Here is an 18,603-nt window from a genome sequence, read left to right as displayed (position 1 = left end):
AAGTTATGACAAAATCATTTCATTTTTTTAACACTTTCACTTGAAGGATTTCTATTTTCAGAAAAAACTTATATAATTTAATTTGACATTGAGATATTGTACTCCTTCTCATTTGAAAATTAGTATAAATATGGATATAATATAAACATTCACTTTGAAGATCTAATGTATGAAAGGATACATCCCTGTGATTAGAGAGCATCTATTAAATGAAATTGAAAAAAAAAGAGCAGAGCTGCTGCAAATTGTCATGGCGAACGGAATGACATCTCATATAACGATAGAGCTCAGTCAGGAGCTTGACCATCTTCTCATACAATATCAAAAGCAGCGCCTTAGAGCAGTAGCGGGTGATGAATGATTGCAAAATAAAAAACCCGTATAAGGGTTTTTTATTTTATAACCATGTTTCTCTATATCATAATCTTTACGTATTATTTCGTTTGATTATTCATGGCTTTCATCATTTGATTGATTTTCTTTTGAGAAGGTTTCATTCCCATTTGCATCATCATCATACGTAACATTTGTTCATTAATAGGCGGATTCTTTTTAAGGTAGCTCATCATATATTTACGAGCAATAAAAAACCCGAGTGCAACACCTATGAGCAATGCAACTACGCCCACTAGGATGCCAACCCATAAAGTCATTTTATTTCCTCCTTCATGTTGTCTAGTTTAAAGTGTACTAAACCAAAAGCTATTATACAACATTTACATCTCTTTTTCTTCGGTTTTAGACAAAATTTCTTTCTTTCACCGGATTTAGCCATCCATAACGCTTCGAATTAAAATCCATAGCCAGAAAGCAAGGGCTTACTTTTCTCAACACTTCAAAGAAGATCGTTTCTGCCTCGTAATCCCCCGAAGCCACTAATTCTATCATGTGCTCCTTCATCATAAACGTCGCGTGGCCTTTTGCATTCGGCAAAGCTAATCTATAAATATAATCCAGCTGTCTGTAATCCGTATTGTGTAAATTCATTTTTAACCGCTGATGCATATGTAAAATCGGAATTGGCTGTGTAATATATTGAATCTGTTTCTCTGTCATTTCATACTGCTGCTTTGTCAGGCTTGTCCAATGATAGTCTTGAAACAGCTCAAACATAACCGATTCCCGCCCGAAATAGTGATTAGCAAACTCCTCTTTAATCAGGTACGTATAATAGTGACGTTCCATCTTTTCATCCCCTTTTCCAGCAGCATTTCATTTGCTCTCTATTATACAAAAGAAGAAAAGAAAGAATTGTCTATTACTGTTTAACAGCCAATACTATTTTTGTCGGATAAACAAGAAAAAGAGGATGATTTGACTCATCCTCTTTAAAAGACTTTTACTTATTGATTAATGCTTTAACTCGGCTCACTACGTTTGGAACTGAGAAGCCGTATTCATTGATGACGGTTTCGCCAGGAGCAGATGCACCGAATCGGTCTATGCTGAGCACGTCTCCTTCAAGCCCTGTGTATTTGCCCCATCCAAATGATGAGCCCATCTCAATCGCAAGACGTTTTTTCACACCTGCAGGAAGGACAGTGTTTTTGTATTCAACAGATTGTTTATCGAAACGGTCCATTGAAGGCATGCTGACAACAGAAACATCGATATTTTCTTTTGCCAATTCAGCTTGTGCTTCAATCGCAAGACCTACTTCAGATCCTGAAGCGATAAGAAGAGCGTCAGGTGTTTCGTTTTTAGATTGAGAAACGACATATGCACCTTTTTCTACTCCTGCCAATGCTTCTTTAGCTGTTTGGTCAATCGTTGGAAGGTTTTGGCGTGTCAACACTAGCGCTGTTGGCTGGTCAGTGCTTTGCACTGCAAGCTTCCATGCTGCGGCTGTCTCATTTCCGTCTGCAGGACGGATCAAGGAAAGATTAGGCATTGCACGGAGTGAAGCAAGCTGTTCAACAGGCTCGTGCGTCGGGCCATCTTCACCTACCGCAATACTGTCATGTGTGAAGACATAAGTGACAGGAAGACCCATTAACGCTGCAAGGCGAATCGCCGGACGCAGGTAATCAGAGAAGACAAAGAAAGTTCCGCCGAATACACGCAGTCCGCCATGGAGCGCCATACCATTTAAGGCCGCGCCCATCGCAAATTCACGAACACCGAACCAGAAATTTTTGCCTGAGTAATCAACCGCTGTAAAATCACCGGCATTTTTAATTGTCGTTTTGTTTGATCCCGCTAGGTCAGCAGATCCTCCGACAAAGAATGGAATTTTTTTCGCAAGTCCGTTGAGAACTTCACCGGAAGAGGCGCGGGATGCCAGGCTGCTTCCTTTTTCATAAACAGGAACCTCTTGATCCCAGTCCTTCGGAAGCTCTCCTTTAATTGCCAGCTCAAGCTGTTCAGCAAGTTCAGGATAAACTTCTTTATATTTAGCGAATTGAGCATTCCATTCCTGTTCTTTTTTCTCTCCTGATTCTTTAACCGCTGAAGCAAAATGCTCATATACTTCTGCCGGTACGTAGAAATCTTCTTCATATGTCCACGCATAAGCTTCTTTTGTTAACTTGCTTTCCTCTTTACCAAGCGGAGCTCCGTGAACACCGGATGTGCCGGCACGGTTAGGTGAACCGAAACCGATTGTCGTTTTCACTTCAATTAATGTAGGTTTCTTTTCATTTTGGCGTGCTTTTTCGATAGCTGCTGTTAATTCTTCGATGTTGTTTCCATCCTCAACATAAAGAACTTCCCAATTCATTGCTTCAAAACGCTGTTTCACGTTTTCAGAGAATGAACGGTCAAGGTCCCCATCTAGAGAGATGTCATTAGAATCGTATAATACGATCAGACGGCCAAGCTGAAGATGGCCTGCGAGTGAAGCGGCTTCAGAAGAAATACCTTCCATTAAATCACCATCACCGCAAATACTGTATGTATAATGATCGACTACGTTAAATGAATCGCGGTTGTAAGTCTCCGCTAAATGGCGTTCAGCGATAGCCATTCCGACCGCCATGGCAATTCCTTGTCCGAGCGGACCTGTTGTGGCATCCACACCGGCAGTATGCCCGAATTCTGGATGTCCAGGTGTTTTGCTGCCCCACTGGCGGAATCCCTTAAGATCTTCGATGCTAAGATCAAACCCGCTTAAATGAAGCATGCTGTATAAAAGTGCTGATCCGTGTCCAGCAGATAAAACAAAACGGTCACGGTTAAACCAGCCAGGGTTTGCCGGACTTACGTTCATAAATTTTGTCCACAGCGTGTATGCCATTGGAGCAGCCCCCATTGGCATTCCTGGGTGACCAGAATTTGCTTTTTCAATAGCGTCTATTGAGAGTGTGCGAATGGTAGCAACTGATTTCTTTTCAATTGTATCCATAAAAATCCCCTTCCTTATGTGTTGTACCCTTACATCATAAATGTCTGACGACTTTTTCTCAACTGTTTCAGCTTAAATTCGAGAGAAACTTGTTGAATTTTGTCACATAAGAGTTTTGCTCATAGTATATGCAAAAGAGGAATACGATATTTCCGTATTCCTCTCATATTAGTGAAGTTTGTTATTTCTTTGTTCTTTTTTTAGCTTTTCTGGTGTCACATCATTGCCTTCTGGATCAATAATTTTCACACTTTTCAACGTGTTTTTCATAGATGAGCGAAAACCTTTTAAGTACTCTTGACGGAGCTTTTGCTGTTCGGCTTTTTCTTCTTCTGTTATAACGCCAGCTTTGGCTTTAGCAGCAAGTTCATTAATTCTGGCAATTTTAGCGTTTGAAATCATGTTAAACTCCTTTATTGCATTTTGTCTATATAGTACTAGATCAAAAAGAGTTTTACAACCGATTCACTCGGCTGTCTCATCATTCTCTATGTACTCTTGATACCGCCGGTGGACGGTAGCTTTAGACACATCATAGCCAAACCCTCTTAGCGTTGCCGCAATTTCTGCAAACGTCAGTTTATTCGCTCTTAGGCGGACAATCTCTGAGATTGGGACCTCTATTCTATCTTTTCCGCTGTTTTCATGTTGGTTTTTCAAGTTTTTTTGCGGTTTAAAGCCATTTTTTACTGCACGCTTCATTCCCCGCTTGATTTTCATGTTGTGAATTTTGCGCTGATACTCTTCCACTATGCTGACGATCTCCAGCACCATAGAGTCAGCCTCCGATAGCTCCAGTTCACCTCTGTGAGCCGTTGTATAGACTTTCACACCTTCTCTGTAGATACAATGGAGCAGGGCAATTTTTGCATTTCCCCGACCGAGCCTAGTCTCATCCTGAACCAAAATAACATCAATACCCGAATTCTTGATCTCATCCAGCAGCTCAAATACACCGTCCCGATCCATTTCGTATCCACTGGCTTTTTCAGAAATCACTTTGACGGCTTCCATGCCGTTCTCTGCTGCAATGGCTGTTAGCTCCTCCACCTGCCGCTTTAATGAGGTTTCCTGCTGTTCTTTATTTGTGCTTACGCGGGCATATATGAGTGCTTTCATTTTTTTCTATCTTTCCTCTCTATCTTACAGTTGCTAATTCATATGCATCCTGATGTTTCTTTTTCAATGGGATCACCAGCTCGTCTCCCGGCTGGATATCAGACGTCTGAAGATGATTTTTATCAGCTACCCATTCAATAAAATCGTTTTTGTTTATCTTTTTTGTATCTGCAACCTGATCAGCAATTGACCAAAGTGTGTCGCCTTGCTGGACTTCTATTTTAGCATACTGATTAATGTCCTGACCGCTGCTTGTATATGACAGCAAAAGGATAACTGCGCTCAAAATCACTGAGAATAGACCGACAAAAATAATAGATTCTTTACTCATGCTCATAACCTCCAACAGGAATGTTTGTTCGCCTTTTTATAATTTCAGTATATACGAACAAACGTTTCTGTCAATTGTTTTTTCGAACCTATGTTTGTACTGTAAGGAAAATCATGCTATAATCTTCTTAAAATCGACGTTTTGAGGTGCAAAAAATGACGAAGCTATCAAAAAGGCAACTAGATATCCTCCGTTTTATTAAAGCAGAGGTAAAATCAAAAGGATATCCGCCTTCCGTGAGAGAAATCGGAGAGGCTGTTGGGCTTGCGTCCAGCTCAACTGTCCACGGCCATTTGGCCCGTTTGGAAACAAAAGGGCTGATTAGACGGGATCCGACAAAACCTAGAGCAATAGAAATCCTTGATGAAGAAGTAGACATTCCGCAAAGTCAGATCGTTAATGTACCCGTCATCGGGAAAGTCACGGCGGGATCTCCTATTACAGCAGTAGAAAATATTGAAGAATATTTTCCGCTTCCTGATCGTATGGTTCCTCCGGACGAGCATGTATTTATGCTGGAGATCATGGGAGACAGCATGATTGATGCTGGTATTCTCGATAAGGATTATGTCATCGTTAAACAGCAAAATACAGCGAACAACGGGGAAATTGTAGTTGCGATGACAGAAGATGATGAAGCTACGGTTAAACGTTTCTATAAAGAGGATACTCACATTCGCTTACAGCCTGAAAACCCAACGATGGAACCTATCATCTTGCAGAATGTCAGCATTCTAGGGAAAGTGATTGGCGTGTTCAGAACCGTCCATTAACCTATTGATCTATCAAATGCATGAAATAACCCCCTCTTCCTTTACGGAGAGGGGGTTTATTGTACAAAAAGCAGGCTCGCCCTGACTTTTGGGTGCGAGCCTGAATAGGAGGAAAAAGAACATCATGTTTACACCATAATTATCCACCAAACAATTGTTGAAGTCAAGAAATTTTCTTTCCTTCAGGAAACTTTTATCAGGATATTGTTGTTTAAAATATTAGACGTTATTTTCTTGAAAAATGTTTCATTCTCATAGGGCGTGGAATAGCGGGGCTTCATGTATATTTATGGAGCGCGACATTAAAATTTAATGAAAATTTAGTACACAGTAAAGTTAGTTCAACATAGTCTAAAAACACAGCTCACCTCTCCTAATCAACGTGAGCTTCAATCAAATTGTAAATACTGTACACCATAACTGCCCTTTACCCGAACACTTGTGCAGTTTTCTGAGTGTTCTTCTGCAAATATACGGTATCGGTGAAATGGATCGATAGAAACCTTATCCTGAGCACTAAAATCAAACCAGCTTCCGCTGAATTGCTTCGTGCTCAGCGTGGTATATTCTCCCGTAAGCCTCATTCGCTGAAGTTTAATCTCAACTGAGCAAGTATTGGCTCCCAAGATCGTAAACTGATAGCCTAAAATATAGTCGATCGCCGGAACATCATTAATATTGTCCAGAACAAACGATTTTGTGCTGTCATTTAAAATAAAGTCTGTTTTGTGATCAAAATCTAAAGCTGACACGTGGGTACTGCCAATGCCGAAAAAACACATCAAAACTGCTGTTAAGCCCAAGATTTTTATTTTCAATCACATCCTTTCTTTACCATATTTTAACCTTTCATAAGATTTATGTACATGTTCTGTGTAATACCAAGAGGTTGATTTCAATCATAAAAATCCATATGCTTTTTCTCCTGTTTATAATAACGAAGCCTGTCCTGAAGGGTTCCTGTATGAAATTCAAATTTGTGACCGTCTGGATCGGTAAAATAAATTGATTTTCGATCGCGTTCATCTCGTTCTCTGCCCGGCAGAATATTGACATGAAGCCTTTTTAATTTTGCTGACATTTCTTCAAACTCATGATCTTCGATAGTAAATGCAATATGGGTATAAGACGCCTTAATGTCATTTCTCGGAATGTCAGGTTCTTCATTAAGCGCAAGCCATATGCCATTTAAATCAAAATATGCTGTTGTTTTTCCCTTTACCAGAAGCTTGGCATCAAATACTTTTTGATAAAAATCAATCGATGTATATAGATGAGAAACTGAAAATAATAAATGGTTGATTCCTTTTACCTTCACAAATCATTCCCCCTTGAAAGCTGATCATCCATATGTACGACTTTTTCCCAAAAAAGTTTCAGTCAGCAAAAAATACCAGTGTAAACAACATCGGATTGTTTACAATAATGACTGTCGAACGTTCTTTATCATTTATTTACAGTCAAGGGTTTTCTTCAAAAATAACAATTTAGGTGGTTAAATGAAACATATCATTGCTCTTGCTTCAAAGGTTGCTTTCACTTTTGCCCTTTTATATGTGATATTGGACAGAGTCTATCACGCGCCCTTTTTAAGTGTGATGTTTATAGCACTTTTCCTAGGTTTTGTTTCCTATCTATCCGGTGACATGCTCGTCCTTCCGCGAACAAACAATATTACAGCTTCAATGGCTGACTTTGGACTTTCATTCGTTATTCTTTGGGTCTTTGTTTTAACCCAAACAAGAAATGATTTCCCACCGTTTGCAGCTGCTCTACTTTCCGCTGCCTGTCTTACTGTTTTTGAATACTTTTTTCATCGGTATTTGCTAAAAAATGTGCTGGATGAAACCTTTCGAAATGAACTGTCAGCCAGGGATAACACTCTGCAGTATCAAACAGAAGCCGCAGACGAGCTGTTTCCTGACGTTACGAAGGAGAAGCACGAGGAATAGGAGGCTAAACGCCTCCTTATTTTTCAGTAGCTATTATTGATAAAACGGGACAGCACTTCTGTAAAATCGTAAAACCTCTCATTTTGAGTGACAGACCTGCTTTTTAAAGAAAAAATGCCGAACAAAGATTTTCTAAAACCAGTGCTCATTTCTAACTGGATACTCAAACCTGTTTTTGATTTATTTGCGATGTTATTCGGACTTACACCTGCGTGCGGATGATCCATACCGAGCAGTACCGCAGGAAAACCGGCATTTTGCAGTCTTTTAACTAAATCTGCCGCTCTTACGCGATCTGTACCGCCGACTTCGATCTGCTGATCTTCTTCTGCATATCCGTGCAATGATATGACATATTCATGACTTCCCGTCATTTTCAGGGCCCGAGGCTCATCAAAACGCGTGCTCGTAATATGCAGCACTGAGTTTCCTGACGATTTTAAGCCTTCAAATAAATACAACGAGTACTCTTTGCTGATTTCTCTCGCTATTTCACTTGTCCCGCCCTCAATACCTCCTCCGTGAATGGCTAAAACAAGAACTGGGCTGCTTGTTTGTTTCGTGACAATGCCGTAATCAGAAGGATCTTCATTGTTTTTTAATTCCTCAAAATCCTGATATACATCTTCAGCAAATATGGAAGAAATCGGAGCAAACACCATAAAAATAAACAACAATTTTACAATTTTAAGAGTTGATGGAAAACGTTTGGCTATGTTACAATCAACATGCTTCAAGGAATGGAGCAAACGGCGGAGCAGGGATACTTTGGCCGGTTTCATCTACTCCGCCTCTAAGTCCAAATTTACAGGATGTCGGTTTCTTTGAGGCCTTAGCACGAAATTCTCGCCCTCCTTGTTAAATTTTTGTTAAATTCACAATATTATATACCATTAGCCCGGGCGCTGTTCTTCCTATTTCTGAATTTATGAAAAGTAAGTTGGCACCAACAGCCTTTTACCCAATTCCCATATCAAACAGAAAAAAATGCACCTGCCCTTCGGCCTGTGCATTTTTATTTTCGTTTCATTCTTTGTTTCATTTCTTTATTCAATTCCATAAGGTTTTTTTCAATCTTTCTTATTTTTCGCCTCTGCGGGATAGTTTTCACTTCATCATAAACAGCGATAAACCCGCTTAATGTCACTGTTGCAATGTAAAGGACACGCTGTTTGATCCTCCGGTCAGCGTGCGCATGATCACCCGCTTCTTTTTCCAGTCTTTCGGTTACGCCTTTATCAAACAGCTGATCGACATACACTTGTTTCATTCCCACTATAAATCCCGCAACCAGCCAAAGGATCAGAAAACAACCGATATAAAACATCATTAATCCTTCCTTTCCCGTCTAGATGCGGCGCAGAATTAAAATGTCGCTGATCTACTCACTAAGCAGCTGGCTGACGAATCCTCTTCTTTGTGTTAGGTTCTTCATTTGGGCGGACAATATGTAATGATGTAATGTACAGTTAGAAATTTTATTCCAAACAGCCACATGTGATGAACAGCGGTTAATTTGTCGTCCTCCATAGCTGCTATCAGAAAGGTTTTAGATAAAGGAAGCGGACAAGTTCCTGCTCTTGTTTGCAGATAAATCCCCTCATCTCCGGCTCTGCTTTTTCTCCGCCTGCTTGTCAAAACCAGTTTCTCATGATGATGATAAGGTTTTAAAATGCCTGTCATACTGCTGAATGGAAGCGGTAGAGAAATGTTCATATACCCTTCGCCATTTGAACGATACACTGAATATAGAGCGGTAAAAATGGTTTCGTTTTTTTCATTTGTTCTGATCCAGGCACGCACTTTTTCTCTTCCGTCTTTTATCGAATGAACACCCTTTATCGTACTGTACATCCTATACCAGTCAGGGTTCGTCGACAGATGTATTTGGCCGGTTCTTCTGCTGAACCATTCGTAAACCATTGCAAGCGGCCGAAACCACGTGCTCCACGCCACTTTTGCTTTTACATCATAATTTATGGTTTGTTCATAAAACGATAGAATGAACGGTGCCAGTTTTTCGGGCGAAAAATCTTTTGCTCGAAGGCTTCCCATATCATCCACGAGCCCTCTGTACTGAACGTTATTTTCAGCTTGAATGTTAGCTAAAAAGTTTGTTCCAATCCTTCTACTTCCGTAGATACGGCTGAATGTCTTTACGCTGTCTGCATCAAAAGGCTTCGGATCTACTATTCTCCATCCTATGAGAGCAGGCACTATAACAAAAAATGCGTTAACAAAACCGTGTATCCAAATCATCTGATTAATGGTCAATGTGACGTTTTGCCGAAATACACCAAATGAATAAAGCATCGAGAAAAAGATCGTTATCAGTAGAACGGCAGAAGAAAGCCGAATAAGAAATGTTCCCGTCTTGCGGTGAAAAGCTGTAGTGAACACCAAAAATGCGTGCAGATAAAGTGCCGCCATGTAGATGCCAACCGCAATGACATCAAGTGTTTTTGAATATGTGATACCAAGCGCGATCAGAAGGGGTGATAACAAAATCACCCATGTTATCCAACTGTACAACATCCGATTTTTCCTAGTAATTCTCCCGAGCAAGCCGTTAAAGATTGGGATCAGAAAGGCTGAATAATGAAAGTGGACAGCAGTCAGCAAAATGATGAGAGGGCCAAATTGCATGATCTGCAAATGTGCAGCATAAGCAAAAAACCAAAAACCTCCTCCCGCCAAATAGATAAGCCCGAACAAAACTGATGTCTCTTCGATTCTATGTATCTTTGTTTCCCAGAGGCGAAGGATCGCAAACAGAGCCATAAAAGCTGTGTATATCCACCAGATTAGCGCGAACCCTCCGATGTCTGTCACAAGAGCCAGTACCGCAAAAAAAGCGGCAGCCGGATAGCACTTTATCAACCCAGATTCTAGAGATTGAGCAGACCGAAGCTGCGATTGATGAAAGACAAAAGGAAAAATTCCCGGCACGAAAAAAAGAATGGATACCAAAACAAGTGCCTCTGCCACTGATATATGGGGTGCTTCCGCTGCAAGATATCCTATAAAGCAAAGCGCACTGATCATTCCATTTCGTTTTAGCATGATTCTCTCTCTTCTTCCTGAAACATTCCATGATAAAAGAAAAGGGTGCCGAGTATTGTATTTTGGACACGCACTTGTATGGTGAAGCAATTCTTGCTTTCGTCAAACGTTTCGCAAACAACGGATGTACCGGTCAGCCATTTTGGGAGCGCTATTCTTTTTCCTCCTATCAATAGCCATTGCTTTCCCGATGTAATCGTAAGAGAGCCGTCAGCAGATGCCTCGAACGCTAAAACAGACAGCAAAACATGAGGTTTGCCGAAGAAATCAAGTACCCTATCTTCTTTTTCGTCGTATACCATAATCGCGTCAAAGTAACGTTTTTTGCCTTTAAAGAAAAATGTACGATTCCATTCTATCCCGGTATGTTCCCGATTCATTAGACAAGCTCTATTTTGTATCGTAAAAGGGATGTCTTTGCCTCTTTCTGAAAAAAAACACCTGAAAAAAACCCCCAGCTTTAGAAGCATTCTAACCAGAAAAGTGCCTCCGCTTATTTCTGACATCGTTCCTGTCCCGCTGAATGTATGAGACTCGTCTAATTGATATCGTTTTTGCAGCTTGGGGTGCAGCAAATGATAGTTCTTGATTGTTTTTTCATAAATCGAACTCACAATGTCACTTCTTTCTCTTTCGTTTTGTGTTCCTGGCACTAGGGAGTTGCAGACTAACAATGCCGCTTGCCGCAGAAAACACACTCAACAGTATCCACAATACTATTTCGAAACCTAAAATAGCGAATCCGGCAAAGAGACAAGCCTGGACAGCATGAATGATCCATTTTCTCTTTAATGGAATCAGCCACAATATACCCAATCCTATATCCGCTGTTCCTGCCAAAATGCTTGTTTCAAAACCTGTAAAACCTTGATAAATCCAAAACAGACTGAAAAACAGACACATGAACACATAGACAATAGCAGATCGAATGAAGTATTTCGGATGTTTATTTTGCTCAATCCAAAGTCTTAAAACATCGAAGCTCCATGCAGTCGCCCAGCCGAGAAGCGGCCGAAATAATAAACGATCGATCCATCTTCCCGGCAGCCCGTAGGCTGTTTTGTATTGGTACTGTGTTAAAAACGTCAAATTCCCGTTGTCTTGCTGTATATATTTCCAGTACCCGCTGCCATGCTGAATTAGAGATAACGGATGATCAGAGCCAAAAGCCAGTGAGGAAACTCTTGCAGATGACGATTTGTCGAAAACACCGACTGTTTCTCCTGTACCCGATACCTTTAATCCAAAGCCTATCCTTGTTTCGTAAAGAAACTTCTGCTTTTCGTATGGCGGCCTATATAAATACGTGATATTTGAAAACCGGAGGTCCCATTCCCTATGCAGTGATGGGTTTTGTGTATATTCCCAAAGCTTATCCAGATCGGATCTCATTTCGATTTCTACATAAATCGGTTTCTGTTTCACAGCCCCTCCTCCCTTCAATTTGAAGCAATTCCTATATTAGCATATTGACCATTCAAAAAATCCATTTCCTTCAAAAAAAAGTATATGAATCCTAAACACGCAAAGAAAAAGAAGAGATAGTTGCCTTCTCTTCTTTTTAAGCGTCTATTTGATTCATCACTGTGTTTTAACCATTCTATAATGAGTAAGTGTGGCGTTTACGCTGTACGTGATGGCAATTTTACTGAAGGTGTTATCCCAATTATCTTTCCATAAGTCCGGATGCTCAAGCCTTAAAGATTCATCAAAACCCGCAACATCTGCTTTATATTCATGCTGGATTTTTTTAATACATTACTGACTATTTTCTTTCCTTCGTTTTCAGTATTTGTTTCCATATGTTTTAAAAACTGAGTGTCCACCGCCTCATTTGTATTCCAGTTTCATAGGATTATTTTTCCCGTGTTCGTCTTTTTTCCCAATAAAAAAAGCATGATGAACGTCTTCATCACGCTTTAAAGAAGTCAAATGTAAAGATGGTTCAGAAGAAAGCCGCCAATTACACCGGTGACGACAATCACCCAAGGAGGCAGCTTCCAATAAGCAAGCATACTAAACAATAAAGCCGCCAACGCAAAATCAATCGGATTCAAAATCGCACTTGTCCAAATCGGAAAATAAAAAGCTGAAATTAAAATTCCGACTACCGCTGCATTCACTCCTACAAGAGCTCCCTTTAGGTTGGAATTCCTCCGCAAAACCTCCCAATAGGGCAACGCACCTAAAATCAGCAAAAACGCAGGCAAGAATATGGCAATAGCAGCTAACATTCCGCCCTGCCAGCCGCCCATGACTGCACCTAGATAGGCAGCAAAAGTAAATAAAGGCCCCGGCACAGCTTGTGCTGCACCATATCCTGCTAAAAATGCTTCTTTGCTGATCATTCCAGCTGGTACAAATTCCTGTTCCAGTAACGGCAATACAACATGTCCCCCGCCAAAAACCAAGGAACCTGCCCTGTAAAAACTGTCAAACATAGAAAGCCAGCGCAAATCTGAAGTTTCTCGCAGAACAGGCAAAAGAACAAGCAATCCGAAGAATAATGAAAGACACACAGTCCCAAATGTCTTAGAAATAGGAAAATGGAATGCTGATTCCTTTTTGTCGATAGACTCTTTAAACAACAGAAAACCAATCGCTGCTGATATGATTATAATACCTGCCTGGGTAAACGCAGTTTGCCATAAAAGCGAAACAACCAATGCAAACAAAGCAATCGTTTTTCGCTTAACATCAGGTGCCAGTTTTTGAGCCATTCCTGTTATAGCATGTGCAACAACTGCAACCGCCACGATTTTCAAACCATGAATCCAGCCGGCTTGCTCTATATCGGTACTTTTTAATAAAAGTGCAAATATGATTAGTGCCAATACAGAGGGCAGTGTAAAGCCGAGAAATGAAACGATACCGCCAAGTAACCCGCCACGCATAACTCCAATCCCAATCCCAACTTGACTGCTCGCCGGTCCAGGCAAAAATTGGCACAAAGCAACCAAATCAGCATAGCTTTTTTCATCCAGCCATTTTCTTTTGCGAATATATTCTTCATAAAAGTAGCCCAGATGAGCAATGGGACCTCCGAATGATGTAAACCCAAGTCTTGTTGAAACAATTAATATTTCTATCTGAGTTTTAAAGCTGTAACGCTTATGTTTGTGCATTGCTCCCTCCCATGTTCTCAGCATTTAAAAAAGCTGAAATACTCCACTTAAGTATAAAAAAATGAAACATGTTTGCAAGCGCTTATTTAAAATGATAACAAAACTTAACTTTATTATATTAAAAAGGCTCACATGAGCGGTTAGGAATAGATTAAAATTCAAGCTTGAAGCTTTCTTCCTGATCTGACACTTCCACAGGTATTCCCATTATCGTTTTCGGTTTGGGAACGTAAACAAAACGCATCTCTTTCTCTAGTTGCTGAAACGTTTTTTCACTGACTATAATTCTAGCCGGCTTTCCCGGACTGTTATCAATGGCTGCTTTAATGTTTCCAAGCATAAAAAAACCTCCTGTTTTAAATTAAACCTGAGATATGACCATAAACAAATTGATGATAGCTAAAACTCCTGAAACATAGGCTATACGTTTGTTTCTCCTCCAGAAAAACAGCACATTGGCTAATAAAACAAAACTGATGAAGGCATCAAATCCACACAAAACAATTTGGCTGGACAGAATTTTCGGTTCAAAAATAACAATTGCAACTGCACAAACAACCATGAATGAAAAGACGAAAAGATACACTTTCCACTCTCTCACTGTATTTTCTTTCTCGTACATGAAAAGCACTCTCCTTAAACAGACCCAACTGATGGGACTGATACAGTGTTCATCAACCAAGCCATGGCATGATCTTATTAGTTATTATATGATGTAATCAAAAAAACATCATATGTAAGAATACGAAATTGATCAAAATCGCGATAATAACGAAAAACATTATCCTAGAGGCACCTATTCAGAAAGTCTGGGAAACAGTTCCACTTCAGAAGGCATCGCTAAGTGGTTTATGTCCAATGACTTTCAGCTGAAAGACAGACAAGAATTACAATCAACGGTTGTCTCCTTGTAAATTTTTCACTGTCCAAGTTCCCACTAAACTTTCATTTAAGTGGGATATAGATTGATGGGTCGTACTTTTCAATTAAACGACTTGGGAGAAAAACGAGGTTTACCCTTATTCACAGCGGCTGGTAGGAGCCAAATAAAGTGATTGGCAAAGCAAACGAAAAAAGCTCCGTCCGCGATAAGATGGATGGAGGCTGAATCGGCATTTAAATGAACAGCTTCATAAGACTGTCGAAGAATACAAAAGAGATAGGTTTCTCTCTCTTTGTTTTCAAAGATTATACTTCCCAGTTTGAGTTCGTCAATCATAAAACGTAACTGTTTTAGATTTACCAGAGTATTCGGTAACAAAGAACTCTGCCCTGTTATTGCTCCCATCTACAAATTTTCCAATACTGCTAAAAGTGTGGCATTCTCCAGGTGAAAAATAGTTTGCTCCTACATAATCATCAGGATTGTCACCGGCATCATCCTCATATAAGTGCAGCGAGACAGAAAAAGGATTGCTTCCTGAAAGGCAGACTCTAAAATCTCCTCCGTTCGAATATACTGTAGAACTTGAATAGGTATATGTGTAAGCCCCCAGCTTATCCCACTCCCCAGCCCCAGCAGTTCCCATTTGTTCTGCTTGTGCCGTTAATGGACAAATTGCAGCGAATCCTAAAATAAACAGAAATCCAATTACGTTAATAAATCGCATCATCCAGATTTCTCCTCTCTTTCTTCCAAAACATCACCATCACAGTACTATACGTATCATTTCTTTGAATCTGATTTGCCACCCAGTATAGCCGATAAGATCCTTATACCCCCGTGCCCAGCCATAGATACTGGCCAGCGTCACCAACATTTGATCCAGACCATCCTCCGCTTTTTTTTGCAAATGGCATTGGACATTATATTCGGCTGCAGCCATTTTATGAATCATCAACTCTTGTGATATCATTGCACCAACTGCTGGCTTTTAAAATGTTCAAAATAAAAAATACGCGTTATTTTATTTGTAAACTTTTTCGTGTTTGGTTCTGATAAATGCCGCTTGACCGTTATGCAGGAAGAGCCTTATCAACAAGCGACCATCGGACAGACTAAAGATGTATGAAAAAGTGATTCAGAAAACAAGGAAGAATAACAATATAAGATAAATAATTTAGGCCGATGAATAATCGGCTTTTTATGTTGATTTGTTTTTGTGTTATCTGCCTCTTTTTCTATGATTTGGATAGCCCTTTTTTTATTCTATGATTCTAACTGTCCAAGCCGCACAATCAATTCGCCATATAATAAAGCGTATCAACAATAAAGGAGGAGTAAATATGGGTTATTACAAAAAATATAAAGAAGAGTATTATACTGTAAAAAAAACGTATTATAAGAAGTATTACGGATATGACAAAAAATACGATGATCATGATGATAAAAAATATTATGACTGTGATAAAAAATATTGTGACTGTGATAAAAAACATTATGATCACGACAAAAAAGACTATGATTATGTAGTAGAGTATAAAAAGCATAAGAAACATTACTAAAAACTCCCTTAACATCTCCTCGATTCTCTTTTTACCCGGCTAATGCCGGGTTTTTTTGTTGTTTGATCTACTATATAATCTGAAGTTTCTAATGACTGAATAAAATTACAATGAATATTTAGTACATAGTTTAATTAGTTTGTATAAGCGGAACTGGTTCTTCTTCCAAGTATTGCAGTTTTAAAGAAACTTTTGTAAACTCTTTATGGGCCATACTTAAAAGGAGAGATTCTTTGTCTAAAAATATAGTATTTTATCTCATAGTACTTTGTTTAATTATATCAATTACCATGAAAAATTTTGATGTTATACAAATAATTTCTAATGTTAGCTTTTTTGTTTTCGTTTTGCTGTATGCTAAAGAGGAATTGAAAACATATACACGCAAATCGTTGGTGATCCTCAGCATTTGTTTTCTTTTCTTAGTCGGTATCTGTACTTTTATGATTTTACAAGGGCAAGCATTTATTAAAGATCATCCCCTCATTACCGGCTGGGAAACAATAGCCAACATTCTTTTGATTATCGTTTCTATAAGCATTTGTGTTTTTATTTTGAGAAAGATCTCAGATCGGTTACCCTAGTGAGCTCTTCCTATCATCTAGTAAGTGTATATAGTTTTTCATATTTGACCCATAAACCATCTAACATGAAACTTATTGGTAAAATGAAGTATTTTGCGAAGGGAGAATTTTAATGAAAAAATATTGATTGCAGGTGCAGTAGGAACAGCAGTTCTTTTCAGAACATTTTTAGCGGGTATTCCTGGCTTGCCCGCGGCAGACACTCAGGTCGCAAAAGCAGCCACCCAGCTGCCTAAAGGTATTGGCGGCCGCGCCTACCTGAACAGTACAGGCACTGTTTTTACAGCTAAAATCAAGCTTTCCGACACCGTAAAACATGAGGACTCGTTCTCTACACCTTATATTTATTCAGGCTTTAGGGCAACAAGCGGAACTGAGGCAGACATCGGGCTTCAGTACAGCAAACAATCATGAAGGCTGGGGCCAAAAATGAAGAAACGTACATCGAAGGCAATGACAAATTTAATTTTATTAGGATTACTTACTTTCAAAATCCAATGAACAATAAAGAGGCAGCATTAAACTGCTACCTCAAATAAAAGCTTGTCCCCATGCTTATAGTTGAATAACTTGAAATCATCAATGGTAAAGTCATAAAAATCTTTGACTTCAGGATTGATCCATAATTCAGGTGCTTCAAACTGCTCTCTTTCCATTTGGATTTTCAAATTGTCTATATGCCGTGTGTACACATGGCAATCCCCAATGTTAAAGATATATTCACCAAGCTCATAACCAGTGACTTGAGCAATCATGCGCTGCAAAACATTGTATTGGAATACATTGAATGGATTCCCCAACGCCATGTCATTGCTCCGTGCTCTTACCTCGAGGTGGAGCTTGCCTTGCTTAACATACCATTGAGTTTCGTATACGCATGGCGTTAAGGCCATTGAATCTAATTCATCTGGATTCCATAGCATTGTAATGTGTCTGCGTGAAGATGGGTTGTTCTTCAATTGATGAAGAAGATAATCAACCTGATCCACCTTTTCTCCATTTAGATTTCTGTTTTTCTTGCCCAACTGAAATCCATAAGCATTGCCGATAGTGCCGTCTTCTTGTTTCCACTGATCCCAAATTTGTACACCCATCTTGTTTAATTCAGTAACATCATTAGATTTTAGCTGCCAAATCCAAAGCAACTCTTTAATGGCTGTTTTCCAGGCAACCTTTTTTGTCGTTAAAATAGGAACTTCTGAGTTGTCGAATCTCATTTGTTTACTAATCACGCTTAGTGTATGAGCCGGTGTTCCATCAGAGTCCCACTTGGTTCTTACATGAAATTCTTCATCTGAGATCCCATTATTCATAATATCCTTTATGATGGAATTGTATTGTTTATCGAATTGAGTCATGACTATTCATATCCTTCTTTCATTTTCAGTTACTTGGCATAATTTATTACGAAAACAATATTAACGCAAATACGAAGCACGTGCAGATAAATGAGATTCTTATTCCAATCACGTGTGAAGAGGGAGGAGTCAGCCCCCTCTTTTACACCTGTATTTCTTCATAACATAGTCTCATAGTTACCCGCAAGTTTGATGCATACAACGTTTATAATAAAGAAATCACTAGATATTGAGGCACATGAACATTAAATAGGGAGGTGTTGGTGTATACCAAATTGGATATTGTCTAAACACATTACATCCACTCGCTCCCTCTGGTTTAATGCATTTTATTTTACCTATATCAATTGTCATTTGTCTATGTGCAATTGGGCTTTCTTTCAAACAAATCCCCTCTCCTTTCATTCATTTGATCATCGACACTTTATTTCGATATTTGGCAGAAATTCATTCTCCTTCTTTCATCCATTTCTGACCGTTGTTGACGTCTTACTTTAAGTCTTTCAAAAA

The 18,603-nt window shown here is 39.4% G+C and carries 24 protein-coding genes and 3 pseudogenes; 7 read left to right on the top strand and 20 right to left on the bottom strand.

All coding sequences use genetic code 11. The features are described 5' to 3' along the window. Positions 1-187: 187 nt before the first annotated feature. On the top strand, positions 188-361 hold the full coding sequence (gene ynzD, locus MOF34_RS19965; RefSeq protein ID WP_024121579.1) for an aspartyl-phosphate phosphatase YnzD: 174 nt from the start codon (positions 188-190) through the stop codon (positions 359-361). 73 nt (positions 362-434) lie between these two features. Here ynzD and MOF34_RS19960 read toward each other — a convergent pair whose 3' ends face one another. The 6 genes from MOF34_RS19960 to yneA form a co-directional block, all read right to left on the bottom strand. Continuing rightward, positions 435-653: a YneF family protein gene (locus MOF34_RS19960; protein ID WP_003221221.1), complete on the bottom strand. Its 219-nt coding sequence runs from the start codon at positions 651-653 to the stop codon at positions 435-437. 85 nt (positions 654-738) lie between these two features. Continuing rightward, positions 739-1,185 carry a sporulation inhibitor of replication protein SirA gene (sirA, locus tag MOF34_RS19955; RefSeq protein ID WP_019714525.1) on the bottom strand — a complete coding sequence of 149 codons (447 nt, stop codon included), beginning with the start codon at positions 1,183-1,185 and terminating at the stop codon, positions 739-741. Between the two features lie 154 nt (positions 1,186-1,339). Further along, a complete protein-coding gene (gene tkt, locus MOF34_RS19950) occupies positions 1,340-3,343 on the bottom strand; it encodes a transketolase (protein ID WP_268401470.1) in 2,004 nt (667 codons plus the stop codon). Positions 3,344-3,511: 168 nt separating this feature from the next. Beyond that, on the bottom strand, positions 3,512-3,745 hold the full coding sequence (locus MOF34_RS19945; protein ID WP_019714523.1) for a DUF896 domain-containing protein: 234 nt from the start codon (positions 3,743-3,745) through the stop codon (positions 3,512-3,514). 63 nt (positions 3,746-3,808) lie between these two features. Next, on the bottom strand, positions 3,809-4,462 hold the full coding sequence (locus MOF34_RS19940) for a YneB family resolvase-like protein (RefSeq protein WP_019714522.1): 654 nt from the start codon (positions 4,460-4,462) through the stop codon (positions 3,809-3,811). Between the two features lie 19 nt (positions 4,463-4,481). Then, positions 4,482-4,799 (bottom strand): cell division suppressor protein YneA, encoded by a 318-nt coding sequence (yneA, locus tag MOF34_RS19935; RefSeq protein WP_080010290.1) that lies wholly within the window; start codon positions 4,797-4,799, stop codon positions 4,482-4,484. 149 nt (positions 4,800-4,948) lie between these two features. On the opposite strand from yneA, the gene lexA reads away from it, so the two are divergent. Further along, positions 4,949-5,566: a transcriptional repressor LexA gene (gene lexA, locus MOF34_RS19930; protein ID WP_019714520.1), complete on the top strand. Its 618-nt coding sequence runs from the start codon at positions 4,949-4,951 to the stop codon at positions 5,564-5,566. 389 nt (positions 5,567-5,955) lie between these two features. Here the strand turns inward: lexA and MOF34_RS19925 are convergent, their stop codons facing one another. After that, positions 5,956-6,384 (bottom strand): hypothetical protein, encoded by a 429-nt coding sequence (locus MOF34_RS19925; protein WP_268401469.1) that lies wholly within the window; start codon positions 6,382-6,384, stop codon positions 5,956-5,958. A gap of 77 nt (positions 6,385-6,461) precedes the next feature. After that, on the bottom strand, positions 6,462-6,884 hold the full coding sequence (fosM, locus tag MOF34_RS19920) for a FosM family fosfomycin resistance protein (protein WP_019714518.1): 423 nt from the start codon (positions 6,882-6,884) through the stop codon (positions 6,462-6,464). Positions 6,885-7,065: 181 nt separating this feature from the next. On the opposite strand from fosM, the gene MOF34_RS19915 reads away from it, so the two are divergent. Continuing rightward, positions 7,066-7,518 (top strand): YndM family protein, encoded by a 453-nt coding sequence (locus MOF34_RS19915; protein WP_268401467.1) that lies wholly within the window; start codon positions 7,066-7,068, stop codon positions 7,516-7,518. 23 nt (positions 7,519-7,541) lie between these two features. On the opposite strand, the gene MOF34_RS19910 is transcribed toward MOF34_RS19915, so the two are convergent. From MOF34_RS19910 to MOF34_RS19870, 9 genes and pseudogenes are all read right to left on the bottom strand, one after another. Next, positions 7,542-8,300 (bottom strand): poly-gamma-glutamate hydrolase family protein, encoded by a 759-nt coding sequence (locus MOF34_RS19910; RefSeq protein ID WP_268401465.1) that lies wholly within the window; start codon positions 8,298-8,300, stop codon positions 7,542-7,544. Positions 8,301-8,533: 233 nt separating this feature from the next. Then, positions 8,534-8,848 carry a hypothetical protein gene (locus MOF34_RS19905; protein WP_268401464.1) on the bottom strand — a complete coding sequence of 105 codons (315 nt, stop codon included), beginning with the start codon at positions 8,846-8,848 and terminating at the stop codon, positions 8,534-8,536. A 101-nt stretch (positions 8,849-8,949) separates the two neighbouring features. Continuing rightward, entirely contained in the window at positions 8,950-10,581 is a 1,632-nt protein-coding gene (locus MOF34_RS19900) for a YndJ family protein (protein WP_268401462.1), read from the bottom strand. Next, complete coding sequence (locus MOF34_RS19895) at positions 10,575-11,195, bottom strand: DUF4166 domain-containing protein (RefSeq protein ID WP_268401460.1); 621 nt, start codon at positions 11,193-11,195, stop codon at positions 10,575-10,577. The genes MOF34_RS19900 and MOF34_RS19895 overlap by 7 nt, the downstream gene beginning before the upstream one ends. A gap of 4 nt (positions 11,196-11,199) precedes the next feature. Beyond that, the gene (locus MOF34_RS19890; protein WP_268401458.1) at positions 11,200-12,006 is read right to left on the bottom strand and encodes a hypothetical protein; all 807 of its coding nucleotides are present in this window, start codon (positions 12,004-12,006) and stop codon (positions 11,200-11,202) included. A gap of 156 nt (positions 12,007-12,162) precedes the next feature. Further along, positions 12,163-12,428 (bottom strand): annotated as a pseudogene (locus MOF34_RS19885) (Ger(x)C family spore germination C-terminal domain-containing protein); the annotation flags it as partial. A gap of 81 nt (positions 12,429-12,509) precedes the next feature. Beyond that, positions 12,510-13,706 (bottom strand): chromate efflux transporter, encoded by a 1,197-nt coding sequence (chrA, locus tag MOF34_RS19880; protein ID WP_268401457.1) that lies wholly within the window; start codon positions 13,704-13,706, stop codon positions 12,510-12,512. 151 nt (positions 13,707-13,857) lie between these two features. Further along, positions 13,858-14,046, bottom strand: coding sequence for a hypothetical protein (locus tag MOF34_RS19875; protein WP_268401455.1), 189 nt, complete (start codon positions 14,044-14,046; stop codon positions 13,858-13,860). A 21-nt stretch (positions 14,047-14,067) separates the two neighbouring features. Continuing rightward, entirely contained in the window at positions 14,068-14,328 is a 261-nt protein-coding gene (locus MOF34_RS19870; RefSeq protein WP_268401454.1) for a hypothetical protein, read from the bottom strand. Positions 14,329-14,456: 128 nt separating this feature from the next. On the opposite strand from MOF34_RS19870, the pseudogene MOF34_RS19865 reads away from it, so the two are divergent. Next, a pseudogene (locus MOF34_RS19865) lies at positions 14,457-14,912 on the top strand (SRPBCC family protein). Between the two features lie 5 nt (positions 14,913-14,917). Here the strand turns inward: MOF34_RS19865 and MOF34_RS19860 are convergent. Then, the gene (locus MOF34_RS19860) at positions 14,918-15,316 is read right to left on the bottom strand and encodes a hypothetical protein (protein ID WP_268401530.1); all 399 of its coding nucleotides are present in this window, start codon (positions 15,314-15,316) and stop codon (positions 14,918-14,920) included. Positions 15,317-15,355: 39 nt separating this feature from the next. Next, the gene (locus MOF34_RS19855) at positions 15,356-15,562 is read right to left on the bottom strand and encodes a hypothetical protein (protein WP_268401453.1); all 207 of its coding nucleotides are present in this window, start codon (positions 15,560-15,562) and stop codon (positions 15,356-15,358) included. A gap of 370 nt (positions 15,563-15,932) precedes the next feature. Here MOF34_RS19855 and cotC point away from each other — a divergent pair, with 370 nt between their 5' ends. The 3 genes and pseudogenes from cotC to MOF34_RS19840 form a co-directional block, all read left to right on the top strand. Continuing rightward, on the top strand, positions 15,933-16,151 hold the full coding sequence (gene cotC, locus MOF34_RS19850) for a spore coat protein CotC (RefSeq protein WP_019714508.1): 219 nt from the start codon (positions 15,933-15,935) through the stop codon (positions 16,149-16,151). 233 nt (positions 16,152-16,384) lie between these two features. Beyond that, the gene (locus MOF34_RS19845; RefSeq protein ID WP_268401452.1) at positions 16,385-16,735 is read left to right on the top strand and encodes a YoqO family protein; all 351 of its coding nucleotides are present in this window, start codon (positions 16,385-16,387) and stop codon (positions 16,733-16,735) included. A 93-nt stretch (positions 16,736-16,828) separates the two neighbouring features. Next, positions 16,829-17,199: pseudogene (locus tag MOF34_RS19840) on the top strand (YrpD family protein); the annotation flags it as partial. A 54-nt stretch (positions 17,200-17,253) separates the two neighbouring features. On the opposite strand, the gene MOF34_RS19835 reads toward MOF34_RS19840, so the two are convergent. Then, a complete protein-coding gene (locus tag MOF34_RS19835; RefSeq protein WP_268401451.1) occupies positions 17,254-18,093 on the bottom strand; it encodes a thymidylate synthase in 840 nt (279 codons plus the stop codon). Between the last annotated feature and the right edge of the window lie 510 nt (positions 18,094-18,603).

Origin of the sequence: Bacillus sp. T17B1 (genome assembly GCF_026796395.1) — a bacterium.
Classification (GTDB): Bacteria; Bacillota; Bacilli; order Bacillales; family Bacillaceae; genus Bacillus; species Bacillus spizizenii_A.
The sequence above is the reverse complement of the archived record's forward strand: the minus strand, read 5'-3'. Positions and strand labels throughout refer to the sequence as shown.